This is a genomic window from Bdellovibrionales bacterium (genome assembly GCA_018266295.1).
Classification (GTDB): Bacteria; Bdellovibrionota; Bdellovibrionia; order Bdellovibrionales; family Bdellovibrionaceae; genus JACMRP01.
In genome coordinates, this window is sequence record JAFEAQ010000004.1 from 188,203 (window position 1) to 200,902 (window position 12,700).

The 12,700-nt window shown below is 46.3% G+C and carries 13 protein-coding genes; 3 read left to right on the forward strand and 10 right to left on the reverse strand.

The window, feature by feature from the left end:
- Window positions 1-29 precede the first annotated feature (29 nt).
- From gshA to JSU04_01360, 4 genes are read right to left on the reverse strand one after another with little or no spacing between them, the layout of a single operon-like run.
- On the reverse strand, window positions 30-1,280 hold the full coding sequence (gene gshA, locus JSU04_01345; GenBank protein MBS1968917.1) for a glutamate--cysteine ligase: 1,251 nt from the start codon (window positions 1,278-1,280) through the stop codon (window positions 30-32).
- A gap of 24 nt (window positions 1,281-1,304) precedes the next feature.
- The gene (locus JSU04_01350) at window positions 1,305-2,387 is read right to left on the reverse strand and encodes a hypothetical protein (GenBank protein ID MBS1968918.1); all 1,083 of its coding nucleotides are present in this window, start codon (window positions 2,385-2,387) and stop codon (window positions 1,305-1,307) included.
- Complete coding sequence (locus tag JSU04_01355; GenBank protein MBS1968919.1) at window positions 2,384-3,448, reverse strand: ArsA family ATPase; 1,065 nt, start codon at window positions 3,446-3,448, stop codon at window positions 2,384-2,386. The genes JSU04_01350 and JSU04_01355 overlap by 4 nt, the downstream gene beginning before the upstream one ends.
- Window positions 3,445-4,317 carry an arsenical pump-driving ATPase gene (locus JSU04_01360; protein ID MBS1968920.1) on the reverse strand — a complete coding sequence of 291 codons (873 nt, stop codon included), beginning with the start codon at window positions 4,315-4,317 and terminating at the stop codon, window positions 3,445-3,447. Before JSU04_01360 ends, JSU04_01355 begins: the two co-directional genes overlap by 4 nt.
- A gap of 125 nt (window positions 4,318-4,442) precedes the next feature.
- On the opposite strand from JSU04_01360, the gene tig reads away from it, so the two are divergent.
- Window positions 4,443-5,756, forward strand: coding sequence for a trigger factor (gene tig / locus JSU04_01365; protein MBS1968921.1), 1,314 nt, complete (start codon window positions 4,443-4,445; stop codon window positions 5,754-5,756).
- The gene (locus JSU04_01370; protein ID MBS1968922.1) at window positions 5,743-6,330 is read left to right on the forward strand and encodes a CoA pyrophosphatase; all 588 of its coding nucleotides are present in this window, start codon (window positions 5,743-5,745) and stop codon (window positions 6,328-6,330) included. The genes tig and JSU04_01370 overlap by 14 nt, the downstream gene beginning before the upstream one ends.
- A 557-nt stretch (window positions 6,331-6,887) precedes the next feature.
- Here the strand turns inward: JSU04_01370 and JSU04_01375 are convergent.
- The 5 genes from JSU04_01375 to ftsE form a co-directional block, all read right to left on the reverse strand.
- Window positions 6,888-7,445, reverse strand: coding sequence for a hypothetical protein (locus tag JSU04_01375; protein MBS1968923.1), 558 nt, complete (start codon window positions 7,443-7,445; stop codon window positions 6,888-6,890).
- Between the two features lie 61 nt (window positions 7,446-7,506).
- Entirely contained in the window at window positions 7,507-8,895 is a 1,389-nt protein-coding gene (locus JSU04_01380; GenBank protein MBS1968924.1) for a S41 family peptidase, read from the reverse strand.
- Window positions 8,892-10,013, reverse strand: coding sequence for a peptidoglycan DD-metalloendopeptidase family protein (locus tag JSU04_01385; GenBank protein MBS1968925.1), 1,122 nt, complete (start codon window positions 10,011-10,013; stop codon window positions 8,892-8,894). Before JSU04_01385 ends, JSU04_01380 begins: the two co-directional genes overlap by 4 nt.
- The gene (locus JSU04_01390; GenBank protein ID MBS1968926.1) at window positions 10,010-10,930 is read right to left on the reverse strand and encodes an ABC transporter permease; all 921 of its coding nucleotides are present in this window, start codon (window positions 10,928-10,930) and stop codon (window positions 10,010-10,012) included. The genes JSU04_01385 and JSU04_01390 overlap by 4 nt, the downstream gene beginning before the upstream one ends.
- A gap of 1 nt (window position 10,931) precedes the next feature.
- A complete protein-coding gene (gene ftsE / locus JSU04_01395; protein ID MBS1968927.1) occupies window positions 10,932-11,591 on the reverse strand; it encodes a cell division ATP-binding protein FtsE in 660 nt (219 codons plus the stop codon).
- 84 nt (window positions 11,592-11,675) lie between these two features.
- Between ftsE and JSU04_01400 the strand changes: the two genes are divergently transcribed.
- The gene (locus tag JSU04_01400) at window positions 11,676-12,440 is read left to right on the forward strand and encodes a Mut7-C ubiquitin/RNAse domain-containing protein (GenBank protein MBS1968928.1); all 765 of its coding nucleotides are present in this window, start codon (window positions 11,676-11,678) and stop codon (window positions 12,438-12,440) included.
- Here the strand turns inward: JSU04_01400 and JSU04_01405 are convergent.
- Complete coding sequence (locus JSU04_01405) at window positions 12,437-12,691, reverse strand: hypothetical protein (GenBank protein MBS1968929.1); 255 nt, start codon at window positions 12,689-12,691, stop codon at window positions 12,437-12,439. The genes JSU04_01400 and JSU04_01405 overlap by 4 nt on opposite strands.
- Between the last annotated feature and the right edge of the window lie 9 nt (window positions 12,692-12,700).

The following is a 12,700-nucleotide window of genomic DNA, read 5'->3' on the forward strand; positions in this document are numbered from 1 at the left end:
GCTTTAAAAAGGTCGGTATGGACTTAAGATTAGCCACCGCAAGGAATCTTGTTGTAGTTCTTAAACTCCACATGCATTTCTTCCGCTTCTAAAGCGATCGCAAGAAGACCGAGCTTCGCACTCCAACCGTACACATTTTCTTGAGGACAGCCTTCTGCACGGACACCTAGATCTGAAACACAGAGGCGTTTATAAACTGCTCCTGGACTATTCAAACTTTCCGTCGAATTCTTTTCAGAATGCGTACGCAAGAAGCCACCAGCAAGTTCACAACCAATCATGTAGATCACCGGCTCCGCTGAAGCATTATCGGATTGAACAATCGAAGGAATCCCTTCTTGAATAATCACTTCTTCAACGTCGCGACCGCCTTTAGCTGCTTTCATCTTCTTACGGGATTTGTAGCTCCACTGACGAACTTCATCACCAGATCCCACACGAATCACCGCTAAGCCATAAGTGCCGGCGTTATTTTTAACGAATACGAACGGTTCTTGTGCAATACCGCGCTTTTGATATTCCTGCTTCAAACGAGCCAACATGGCATCAACTTTGTTTGCTAAGTCGTTGCGGCTTTCTTCGCTGTTAATATCAAAGTGCGCATACTCTTCGGTTTCTACACGCAACAAGAAGGGATCAATCTTTGCTACCTCAGCAAATTCATTCACGAGCTGATTATAGAATTTAAAGTAACGGCTTTTCTTACGCTGATACCAGCCGAGTTCGCGCGGTGGGTTCATCGCTGTTTCCACTGTCTTCGCCCACTCTTCGTATGCTTCAGAGAAGTCATTGTTGCTGATAATCAGATCGGGCTTGAATTCTGTCATCAGGCTACTGCCTTTGAGTGCTGAGCCCACAATCAGCTCGCGGCCTGAGGCACTTTGAACTTTCAGTGGTTCAGCCATCTCACGAGGTATTGCAATACGAACCGTCTTACCGGCTTGTTCAATCAAAGATTTAATTGTGTAAACGTTATCCCAGTAGAACGGATTGCTGGTATGCTCTTCTGTCACGAGCAAAATGTTTTTCACAGCGGCGCCGTAGTGCTTGTTGATATAACCCGCCATCAAAGCAACGGAAGATTCTTTATCCGCAGGACAAATGTTGTTAAAGCCTGCTGGGAAAATATTCGCATCGACATTAGAAACTTTGTAACCGGCATCGCGGATGTCGTAGCTCGAGTAGATCGGGTACGCGAGTCCGCCTGTTTTATTTTGAAACCATTTACAGATTTCATTCATGTTTTCCAGTGTCTGCTTGTGTAATAGGTCTTTTACCATGAATGGCTCCCCTGAGTATTGAGCTTATAAGTTCGGATCTTCCGAAGGGACTATCTTAACAGGAGTTTTGTGTTTTTGTGGAGCTTTGTCCCGACCCGGCATAAGCGGAGTTAAGACCGCGCTATCCAATACAGTGCGCACACGCGTCTGCAACTCTTCAATGAAGTTAAAAAAATCTGTTTGGTACTGATTGCTCTTCTGTTCCGGACCTGGACGATACAGTTCGGCATCGCGCATAAGATCCGCATACGGTCCTGCGAGTTGAATTTGTGAGTCTTTTCTCATCTTTTGGGCGACGAGTGGTTCATAGCCTGAAGGCTCCGGATAAGTTTCAATCGCTTTCCACAGATCTAGGTAAGTACTTTTGAGTTTCTTTAGTGCCTTCACGGACCAAATCGGATCGTTATATTGAAGCGCCCGGATCAGATATTTTTGCACAGCTGCCTGACCTTGGATGATCGTAAGGATATTGTCGTTAGACAGCTGCTCGGTTGAGATCGAGCCCATGTTGTAATAAAGCTCTGCCAAGTAGGCATTCGACAAAGGCTCCGTACTGTTTTCAAGAGTGCGCTTCAAACCTTTGTCGGCTTCACTTAGCCACTTGGTTGCTTCTTTGGCATTATTTTCTTTTGCGTAAACCATCGCAAGGCGCGAAGGGATTTCGGCTTGAATCACTTCAATCGGAAGTTCTTTATGATACTTCGCCGCTTCAAACAGAGTCGTAATCACTCTTTGGTCATCGCCAAGAGCTTCATACACGAACGACAGTCGATAAATACTCATCGCCGCAATCTCAGGCTGATTTCTTTCAGAAATTGTAGAGATGGCTTTGTAAGTTTCTGCAGCCTCGCTCCAGCGGCCAAGTTCTTCAAGGGCACTCGCTTCATAGAAACGGACTTTTTGTAATTTGAGCGAGTATGGGTATGCCGCTTTAAAATTCTTTGCAGTGCCTAACGCGGCTTCGTAGTTTTGTGATTTCATCTGCTGCTCGAGGCGCTGGAAATCCAGCGTGTCGGGAGCCTGTTGAGTGGCCTCTTGACTGCGCTTTGGAATCAAAGAACAAGCCGAAACCATTGCCGCAAAAACTAAAATACCAAGTCCTCTCACTTAGAGTCCCCTTTTTCTTTCAAAATATCCGCCATGCGAATCAATCCCTGCAAATCGGAAATCGGTTCAGTCACTTCAGGAATACGCAGCACACGAACGTCCTTCGCCAACTTCTTGGCAAAAGCCTCGTGTTCTTGATCGCGCTGTTGGTAAAAAGCTTTTTCTTTTTTATACAATGAAAATAACTTTTCGGCTCCGGCCGGCTGCTCTTTCAGCGTTGCCTTCTCTCCCATGAACCACTCTGGATAGGAGCGATTTAAGAGGAGCATTTGCAAGTGATACCCACCTTTGCGGATCTCGCGCAAAAAATATTCGGCTTCAAGCAATTTTGCCTGATCAAAGCTTGTGACCAAACAAAACTGCGTCTCGGGGCTGACCATCATGCGATGAACGTTGGTGATGCGCGCTTCAAGGCGCTCTTGCCATTGCTCAATGCTCATGAAGAAATCCGACAGTTCGCGTAACAACTCACTGCCCGTTACCGATTCCATGATACTGAGAACTTGCTTTGTACCGGTATTCAAAAGGTTCAGCAACAGACCGCCGGCCGATTTGGTTTTCGATTCACGGAACCAACGCGCAACCTTGTCGTTAAAAAGAACCGATAGCTTTTGGGGCGCATTTAAGAAGTCAATTGCATGCTTTGCCGGAGGAGTATCAAGAATAATCAGGTCGAACTCTCCGGACTCGTAACTGGAATAGAGCTTCTCAAGCGCTGTGAAGTCTTGGGAGCCACTCAGGCTGGTTGAAAGCTGCTGATAGAGTTTATTTTCAAAAAGTTTTTTTGCCGCTTCGGACTTCGCCGCCGCTCGTAGAACGAAATCATCGAAAGTTTTTTTATGATCGACAACCGACGCAAAAAGTTCGCCCTTAAAATTTTGATTTGGTACGCGCACAATGTCTTTTTCGCCTTCGATTCCCAAAGTCGTTGCCAGGCGTTTTGCCGGGTCAATCGTCAGAACAAGAACTTTCAGCCCGCGCTGAGCCGCTTGCACACCCATGGCTGCTGCCATGGTGGTTTTTCCAACTCCGCCATTGCCAACACAAACAAGAATCTTCATGGCAACCTCTGGCTCAGAGTCTTGAGAAGGTTTTGTACGTTATGATCCCACACTGTCGGTAGCGACACGAGCGCAGGGTCTAATTTCTTCAACCGACTCTTCATCTCGTGATGCATGCTGCGATTTTTAAGATCATCTTTTGCAAATTCAGCAAACTCCGGCGAACCGGTTTTAGCCGCCGCTGTATATTCATTCGTGGAAATCTCTTCGTCCAAGAATTTATTCAACACCATGTGAGCCTTGACGCCGTAGTGCTTATGCAACTCTTCGTGCAGCTCTTCACTTTCACGTACCGGCAACTCTTCAGGCAAACAGACAATGTAGTACTTACAGATTTTCGGATCACGCAACGTTTTGTCGATACTCCGACTTTGTTCGCCCATCGGACCAACTTTTACGGCTTTTGCCATTCCCTCGGCCGCCCCCATCAAGGCCATAAAATGGCCAGTGGCATAGCAATCGACGACGAGGCAATCAAACGGCAGAGGTGGTCCGTGATGACGAGGTCCACTGGTCGCCTTCCCCATAATCGCAAGCTCCGGAAGCGCCGGAGCCACATTCACGAAGGCCTTCATGACGGCATTTTCAAAGAAAAGCTTGTACAGAGCTTCGACTTTAATGAGGTGAATGATGTATTCCCGCAGGCAGTTCTGCCCAGTCCAGAGGGCGACTGAAAAATTTTCCTGTATTTTAACCGGTTCGAAGCCAACTTCAGGCAATTGGAAGTAGTCTTTGTAGAAGGACTGGTCGCCGATCTCCACCAAGAGCGTGCGCAGACCGGATTGGGCTTTTTTATGAGCCAAAGCAGCGGCAACCGTTGATTTTCCCACCCCGCCTTTTCCAGTCACAAAATGAATCTCTGAAGTCATAGCTATGAGTGTCTCTGAGCTTAGATTTGAAGGCATTATGCATAGCAGCAATTGCTTGCTTATTAGAGGGCAATTGTCTAGTATCCCGATTCATTTTGACGCTACTGCAAAAACCGAGGAGCCCCATGAAAACAAATATCGAGAAAGTTTCTTCTCTCCATCACAAAATCAATGTCGAAGTTCCTGCGGCTGTTGTTCAAACAGCATTCAACAGAATCTTCAACGACATTCAAAAAGAAGTAACTGTAAAAGGTTTCCGCAAAGGCAAAGCTCCCATTGCTACAATCAAGAGCATGTACGCTGACCGCGTAAAGCAAGACGTTGCTCAAGAATTGATCCAAATGCATTACATCAAAGCTTTGACTGAGCACAAACTTGAGCCCATCAGCAATCCTGAATTCGAATTCGACATTCCAACCGAAACAAAAGATTTCGCATTCTCTGCATCTTTTGACGTTCGCCCTGAAGTGAAGTTGAACAAGTACGAAGGCATGGAAGTTGAAAAAGAAAAACTCGTTTTCGACGACAAAAAAGTTGATGAAGTTTTGGAAAACATCCGTTCTTCACGCGCTACTTTTGCTGACGTTCTTGAAGACCGTGCAGCTCAATTGGGCGATGTCGCCGTTGTTGATTTCGAAGGTTTCGTTGATGGCAAACCTTTGGAAAATGGCACTGGCACAAACCACAACCTCGAGTTGGGTGCTAAGCAATTCATCGAAGGCTTCGAAGAAGGCATCGTTGGCATGAAAGTCGGCGGCACTAAAACTTTGAACTTGAAGTTCCCTACTCCATACCACTCTGCTGAGCTTGCTGGTAAACCAGTTGAGTTCAAAGTGAAGTTGGCTGGCTTGAAAAAGAAAGTTTTGCCTGAATTGAACGACGAGTTCTTGGCAACTCTCGGCGGCCCTACTTCATTGGAAGATTTGAAAAAGACAATCCGTGAAGACTTGGAAGGCTCTGAACAAAAACGTGTAGAAGACGCTTTCAAAAACCGTCTTTTGAAAAAGCTTGTTCAAGCAAATCCAGTCGAAGTTCCTCCTTCTTTGTTGAAGGATCAAAAGAACTCTTTGATCGCTGACTTCCAAAAAAGAATGAGCGAACAAGGCATGTCTCCTGCTGATTTCAAAGACTATGTTCAAAAATGGGATGCAGACTTCGAAAAGACTGCTGGCGAAATGATCCAATCCAGCTTCTTGATCGATGCTATCGCGAAGAAACACGATTTGTTCGCGAAAGACGAAGACCTCGATGCGAAATACAAAGAATACGCTGCGCAGACTCACATCGAAGAGGCGCGCATCCGTGAATTCTACTCTCGTCCTGAACAAACAAGCCGTTTGAGCTACATGATCACTGAAGAGAAAGTGATCGGCTTCTTGAACAAGACTGTAAAAGTTAAAGAAGTTAGCGCAGACCAGCTCAAAGATGAGCAAAACTAAGAAAGAAATCTCAGACATTCTTTCTCAAGGGCCACGTATCGATCTCTCGAAAGACTTTTCGAGAGCATCGGGAGTGGCCCTCTTACTTTGTGGCGAAAGCTCTGAGCTGGAGCTGTTATTCATTAAACGCGCCGTGAATCCCGCAGACCGCTGGTCCGGCCAGATCGCCTTCCCTGGTGGTAAGCGCGACGAAGCTGACGAATCCCTGATGGCAGCCTGCCTCCGCGAAGTGCGCGAGGAAATCGGCTATACGCTGTCCACTGACTTACTGATTGGCTCCCTCGATGACATTCAAGCGCGCAAGCGCGGGATGCTGCTTGAGTTCTACATTGAGCCTTTTGTTTTCCACCTGCCTGAGAAGCCCACGCTGCAATTGTCTGCGAGCGAGGTCGATAAGACTTACTGGATTTCTTTGGACTACCTAACGGACACTGCGAATTCGACGACCTATGAATTTGTACGCGAGGGTTTAAATATCAAGCTGCCCGCGATCCGTATGCCTGATGGCGAGATCCTTTGGGGACTGAGCTACATGATGTTGCAGAATTTCTTCGTAAAGCTTTCGCAGAAGTAACTAGAACATCTTCAGAGCTTTATACAGATCTCAGTACTTAACTAGAGCAGTTCTTTAAGGATCTTCAGAATCAGCAGAATTAATCCTAAAACCTGCTTCAGATTTCTCAAGAAACGCCGATATGATAGTAGTAGGCTATTCATAGGACTCCTTTGGGCTAAGGCTTATCGAGTCCATCCAAAAGCGATCTTGCGGAAGCAAAGGTCGCTTTTGCATTTTTAGAGCCTGGTTGTAATTCAATGAGATATTTCGGCGCGTTCGGTATCCGGGAGTTGATCCAAGTTACGGAATTTTCGGATGGAGAAGGCTCCTGGTAATTTTTAATCTTTCGCACGCTCGCCCAGTGAGAGACACAGCGAAGCGCATCCGTCCATGAGAACGGGGCCTCCTGAGCATCGTGCTCAGGAGGGAATGAACTCCCTAAGACAAGTACTGAAAAACTTAGAATGTCTTCGTTACGAGAGCCTGACGGCCCGGATGGCCGGCAGGAAGCGGGGCTCTCGGGGCAGGCGCCCCGACTCACATGGATGGAGAAACGTCGGCGGAGCTAGTAAAGACTACCGACAATAATCGTACTGCTCAAAGTATCTTTGGCAGACTGTGTACGGAGACTGACAGTCGTTCGCGTCAGTTGAGTTGTAATGAGTCGCAGGACATGTACGTGCTTTACCGTGAGCCACGTTCACAGAGAAAGTTCCCTGTTGGATGATCTTTCCCATGTTCGTCATCGTGTAATCAATTTTGTTCACACCCATTGCTAAGAGCGGGCGTTGAAACGGAGTATTGATCCAAAGATTGTAAGCATGAACACTGCGAGTGTTTTTTACGTCGTAGTCTTCGGTGCGATCGCGACGAGTGCCGTCTTGGCGAAGACATGAAAGAGTCACTTGTTCTGCGCGGATTCCATCGGGGCCGACGAAGTAATCGTAGCTCGCAGGATCGAGAACAGTGTCGTAGCAAGTGTAGGTCGCTGAATCACTGGTTCCGCAATAGACAGTCACCATTCCCTGTAATGGAATTGCCAAGAATTGATTGCCCTGTGCAAAACCAGGAGTGGCCGCACGTGCAGCCACCGCAGTGAACAGGAATAAGGAAAGAGAGATAACGTACTTCATTCAGCGCCTCAGTTCTCGCGCAGACTAATGAAGATTGCCGTCATTGGCAATCTCACCTAGCTCAGCGCGCAAGGGCTTTCAGTGTTTTCCAAGCTTTCAAATACGAGAAACACTGATAAACCTGGTAGTCGTTCTTAAATAGTTTCTCTTTTGTAGTCAGATTCTCATCTTTCTTGTTACCCACATCTTTCCACCACGCTAATGCGTTGCTTGGATCTTTCGGCTTCAAGTCCAATGTCTTTTGAGCTTTATCGTTTTCTTTTTCGCGGTCACCTTTTAGATGTCCTGCGATGTCTTTTTCACGAGTAATCTTGGACTTTAACACAGATTTTGCAAATGCTTCTGGATCCACATCATCAATTTCTATGTCAGGTTTAATACCTTCTGCCTGAATGCTCACACCACTTGGCGTGTAGTAACGAGCCACCGTCAGCTTCAAACCGCTGCCATCACCCAATTTCACAACGGATTGAACAGAGCCTTTACCGAAAGTGCGTTGACCCGCGATCAACGCGCGCTTGTTATCTTGCAAAGCACCGGAAACAATCTCACTCGCAGAAGCTGTGTATTCGTTCACGAGAATGATAATTGGGAAATCCGTGAAACGACCTTTTTTAGACGCGCTAGAAACTTCCTTGTCTTTTTTATTTCTACCGATAGTGCTCACGATCGTTCCATCTTTAAGGAACATATCACTGACTTTCACCGCTTGATCCAACAAACCACCTGGATTGCGGCGCATATCGATGATCATACCTTCAACTTTTTTATTGTTCTTGATGTGCATATCGATAGCTTTTTCGAGATCTTTAGCCGTGTTCTCGATAAAGCTTGTGATTTTGATGTAAGCGTAACCGTCATCCAAGTTCGTGTATTTCACAGACTTGATTTTTACACTGCCACGAACGATGCCGATGTCACGGGGCTCATCTTCACCATCGCGAACGATCTTCAAAACAACTTTCGAACCTTTTTTGCCCTTCATCAGTTGAGAGGCTTCAACGAGGCTCAAACCTTTTGTGCTGTGACCATCAACTGCGATCACTTTGTCGCCCGCCTTGATACCGGCTTCCCAAGCTGGGGTGTCTTCAATCGGAGAAATAATAGTCAGGATGCCGTTTGTTACAGAGATCTCGATACCGAGGCCGCCGAACTCACCGCTTGTTTCAGTTTCGAAATCTTTAAAGATATCCGGTGGCATAAAGTTCGTGTGCGGATCGAGTTCGCGCAACATCCCTTTGATCGCACCATAGATCAGTTTCTTTGTATCAACTTCTTCAACGTAATATTGCTCAACGAGGTTCAACACTTTGGTGAAATTCTGGAGATCCGCGTAGCGATCCTGAGCGAAGGCTTTGATCTGAAAACCTGTCTCAGCCATTACAAAGAGGGCCAAGAACAAGATCAGTGCCAGTAAGAGAGTTTTCCACTTTTGTACGAATGCCTTCATCGGCTGAATCCTTTCACCCATTCCATTGGATTGTAGGGCTCTGAAAAATGTCGGACCTCAAAATATAATCCATTTTGTTGATCAAAGCTACTACGTCCGCTGTTCGCAATAACTTGAGCTTGTGCAACCTCTTGCCCCAATTGGACGCGTAAGTTCGCATTATTCCCATAGACAGTATAATAATGATCTCCGTGATCGAGTATTAAAACTTGTCCGAGGCCAGGTAAACTTCCTGCAAATGAGACCACTCCGCTAAACACTGCTTTCACGGGTGCACCCGGATTTGCGGAGATAAAAAGACCTTTATTACTCAAAACATAGGATTGGTCTGGAACTTTGATGAGACCGAAGTTCTTCACCACTAGACCTTCGACGGGTCTAGGCAACGTGCCCTTCTGATTTTCAAAAGAAGGTTTCAAAAGCAAATCCATCAAACCTGAGTCCGCAATATCATAACTCAGTGATTTGTCTTTTAAATGTTTGATCTGCTCTTGCGTGAACATCTTCGTGCGGCGAATGCCGGCCAAGATACTGTTCTTCTGTGAAATCTCTTTTTGCAGTTTCTGTTCATGCACTTTGAGATTTTTTTCGACTTCTTGCAAAGAAGCTAATTTCTGTTCCAGACGTTCCCGGCGATAGTGCAAATCTTTGATCGACTCACGATAGGACTTTATCAGATCCACGTCGCGCTTTGCCACGATTCCAAGAATTTTGAGGTTTCTTTCTAAGTCGGAGGAACTGTTCGCAGCAAAAAGGAAGCGCGCCAAAGTGGGGCCTTTGAGTTTATAGATTGCTCGCAAGCGTTCTGTCAGTTGAGCTCGCTGTGCTGAGGTCTGCTGATTGTTCTCTTCGATTTTCTGATTGAGACCTTGGATCTGAAGTTCGGTCAGATTGCGCTGCTGCTCGAGGTCGGCTTTCTCGGTGACGAGTTTTTTCATGTTCTTGTTGATAGAGTAAAGTGCCGTCAGAACTTTTTTTTGCTTCATCTCTTGGATTTCAAGATTCTCTTTGGCGATTTGCAGGTCTTTTGCGATCTTTTCCAAATTTGGATCTACAGGCGGCGTTTCCGCCCCTGCAATTGATCCAAACATGAAAACCATCGCTAAAATTTTCTTCATAGGCTGCTTGCCGCCCAGCCATCATTGATCTGACGAACGCACAGGTAAGAACCTAGAGCACCTAAGAGAGTTCCCGCCAAGCAGAATCCAAGCAGCAAACCAATTCCCAAAAATTGCAAATGCTGGGAAAGTTGTAAGAACTTAAGTTCATTCTCAAAGAAACGCAGAACATTCGCATAAGAGAAATAGCAAATCCCAACGGCCATCACAGAAGAAACGAAGCCGATCAGAGCGCCTTCGACCATAAAAGGACGACGGATCATTGCCGGCGTCGCACCGATCAGTTCCAGCACTTCGATTTCTTGACGGCGGGACTGCACAGATGCACGGATCACATTTGAAAGAACAAACAGGGCGGCGCAGAAGATGATAATCCCCAATGCTTGGCAGGCTTTTTCAAAATAATAAAGAAACTGACCGTATTTTTGAACCCATTCTTGACCGTAGCTCACTTCAGCAACGGATTTTTCTGTCTTCAGTTTTCCCGCCAGACCATCAAGTACTTTCAAGTGGTCAACGGCTTTTAGCGACTCGCTGAGGGATACTTGAAAACTCGCTGGAATGAGGCTGAGCAAATCTTTTTCATTCATAATGTCCGGGGCATAACTTGCCATCTGTGCGCGGAAGTCATCAAGTGCGCGATCCTTGCTGACAAACTTTACTTTGCCAACGCCGGGATTTGATTCGATTTTCTTTTGAAGCGCCTCCACATCCGAAGACTCTGTATTTTCCGACAGGTAAACAGTCATCTGAAGTTCTTCACCCCAGACCGTTAGAATCTTTTGCAGGTTTTGCGAAAGCAAAAAAGACCCACAAACGACGATGTAACAAGCGGTCACCACAATGAGTGTTGAAAACTGCAAAGTCCAATTGCGTTTGAGGCTACCGATGCGTTGTTGAAAGAGGGTGCGAACCATTTTACTGATCCCCCACGATAAGGCCGTCTTTCAACTGAATCACACGCTTGCTTCTGCGCTTCACCATCTCGTGATCGTGAGTCGCCACAAACACGGTGGTACCTTGAGAACAAACTCGCTCTAAAAGATCCATGATTTCTTCGCTGAGTTCGGGATCTAAGTTTCCTGTCGGCTCATCCGCAATCAGAACGCCGGGTTGATGAACAATCGCGCGGGCAATCGCAGTTCTTTGTTGTTCACCACCTGAAATGAATTCTGGGAATTGATCGTATTTATGAGTCAAACCCACTTGCTCAAGCACTTCTTGCACACGCTTTTGAATTGAAGCCGGCCGATCGCCACGAATTTGTAATGGTAAAGCCACGTTTTCAAAGATCGTGCGATCCTTAAGTAGTCGGAAATCCTGGAAAACAACGCCGATGCGACGGCGGTATTCAGCCACTTTGGTTTCGCTGAGCTGACTGATGTTATATCCTGACACTGTCACTAAACCCGAGGTCGCCGTATCAAAGGCGGAGATCATTTTAAAGAGCGAGGTTTTGCCAGCTCCACTGGGCCCCGTTAGGAAGACAAACTCCCCTTTGCCAATTTGCAGATCTATGTTTTTAAGCGCATGGATCGGACCCGGATATGTTTTGTAAACGTGAGAGAATTCTATCATCCTTTTATTCTAGGGAATGAAGGAGCTGTTTCCTAGAATACTCAGGTCCAGTCTCGACGAGAGACCAGCCAGGCGAGGATTCCGGTGAAAGTTTTTCTGCGCTTCTATGAAGAACTCAATCAATTCTTGCCCTCCGCGCAACAAAAAACTCTGATTGAGTTGGATCTCAAACAGCGCTCGACAGTGAAAGATGTGATCGAATCTATGGGAGTTCCGCACACAGAAGTCGATTTGATCTTGATCAATGGCGAGAGTGTGGAGTTTGATCAGCTTCTTGAAGACCAAGATAGAGTCAGTGTCTTTCCGATGTTTGAGTCCTTTGATATTAGCTCTGTCACAAAACTGCGTGAAGCACCCCTCCGGCAAAGAACGGATCATGGCCTTCGATTTGTCGTCGATGTGAACCTAGGAAAGCTCGCGCATTTCTTACGGATGCTGGGATTTGATGTCGTCTATCATCCGGATTTGTACGAGGATGCCGTTCTCGCCGCGATTTCCGAACAAGAGCATCGAATTTTGCTGACCCGAGATCTCGGGTTGCTCAAAAGAAAGAATGTTCATCATGGGTATTACTTAAGAAATCGTCACCCGACACAGCAAATTCTCGAGGTTTTAAGACGCTTTGATTTGCTTCATTCGACCGACCTCTGCGCCAGGTGCCTTGAGTGCAATACTCCTGTGGTAGAGATTGCCAAAGACCGCGTGATTGATCGAATTCCTGCCCGTGTGGCCGAGTCCTATGATGAGTTTTTTATTTGCCCCGATTGCCAGAAAATTTATTGGCAAGGGACGCACTTTCAAGACATGAAAAAGAAATTAGAGCAGTGGCAAAAAGAGCTCAGCCCCTAGGGCATTTTGCCAGCAAGCAAAACATCCAAGATGTCTGAATGCTGACGGCGAAGAGCTGTTTTGATTGCATCTTCTTCGCGAATCGATTCCGCTTTCAAAGCCGTTTCATAGGGAGTCTTTACGGTTTTAATGACAGCACCATTACAGAAAATTCTACTGACCAAAAATGGATTGCGAGCGCCCCAGTCTTCAGTTTGCACATGAAACTTTTGGCCGCGGACTGTTATGTCTGAATTAAAACCTTTTTGCATATGCCGAAG

What these genes read in the sequence shown, in the direction of transcription:
- JSU04_01380 (MBS1968924.1), bottom strand. Translation starts at nt 8,895, where the DNA reads ATGAAGGCATTCGTACAAAAGTGGAAAACTCTCTTACTGGCACTGATC.
- JSU04_01360 (MBS1968920.1), bottom strand. Translation starts at nt 4,317, where the DNA reads ATGACTTCAGAGATTCATTTTGTGACTGGAAAAGGCGGGGTGGGAAAA.
- JSU04_01355 (MBS1968919.1), bottom strand. Translation starts at nt 3,448, where the DNA reads ATGAAGATTCTTGTTTGTGTTGGCAATGGCGGAGTTGGAAAAACCACC.
- JSU04_01385 (MBS1968925.1), bottom strand. Translation starts at nt 10,013, where the DNA reads ATGAAGAAAATTTTAGCGATGGTTTTCATGTTTGGATCAATTGCAGGG.
- JSU04_01370 (MBS1968922.1), top strand. Translation starts at nt 5,743, where the DNA reads ATGAGCAAAACTAAGAAAGAAATCTCAGACATTCTTTCTCAAGGGCCA.
- ftsE (MBS1968927.1), bottom strand. Translation starts at nt 11,591, where the DNA reads ATGATAGAATTCTCTCACGTTTACAAAACATATCCGGGTCCGATCCAT.
- JSU04_01405 (MBS1968929.1), bottom strand. Translation starts at nt 12,691, where the DNA reads ATGCAAAAAGGTTTTAATTCAGACATAACAGTCCGCGGCCAAAAGTTT.
- JSU04_01375 (MBS1968923.1), bottom strand. Translation starts at nt 7,445, where the DNA reads ATGAAGTACGTTATCTCTCTTTCCTTATTCCTGTTCACTGCGGTGGCT.
- gshA (MBS1968917.1), bottom strand. Translation starts at nt 1,280, where the DNA reads ATGGTAAAAGACCTATTACACAAGCAGACACTGGAAAACATGAATGAA.
- tig (MBS1968921.1), top strand. Translation starts at nt 4,443, where the DNA reads ATGAAAACAAATATCGAGAAAGTTTCTTCTCTCCATCACAAAATCAAT.
- JSU04_01390 (MBS1968926.1), bottom strand. Translation starts at nt 10,930, where the DNA reads ATGGTTCGCACCCTCTTTCAACAACGCATCGGTAGCCTCAAACGCAAT.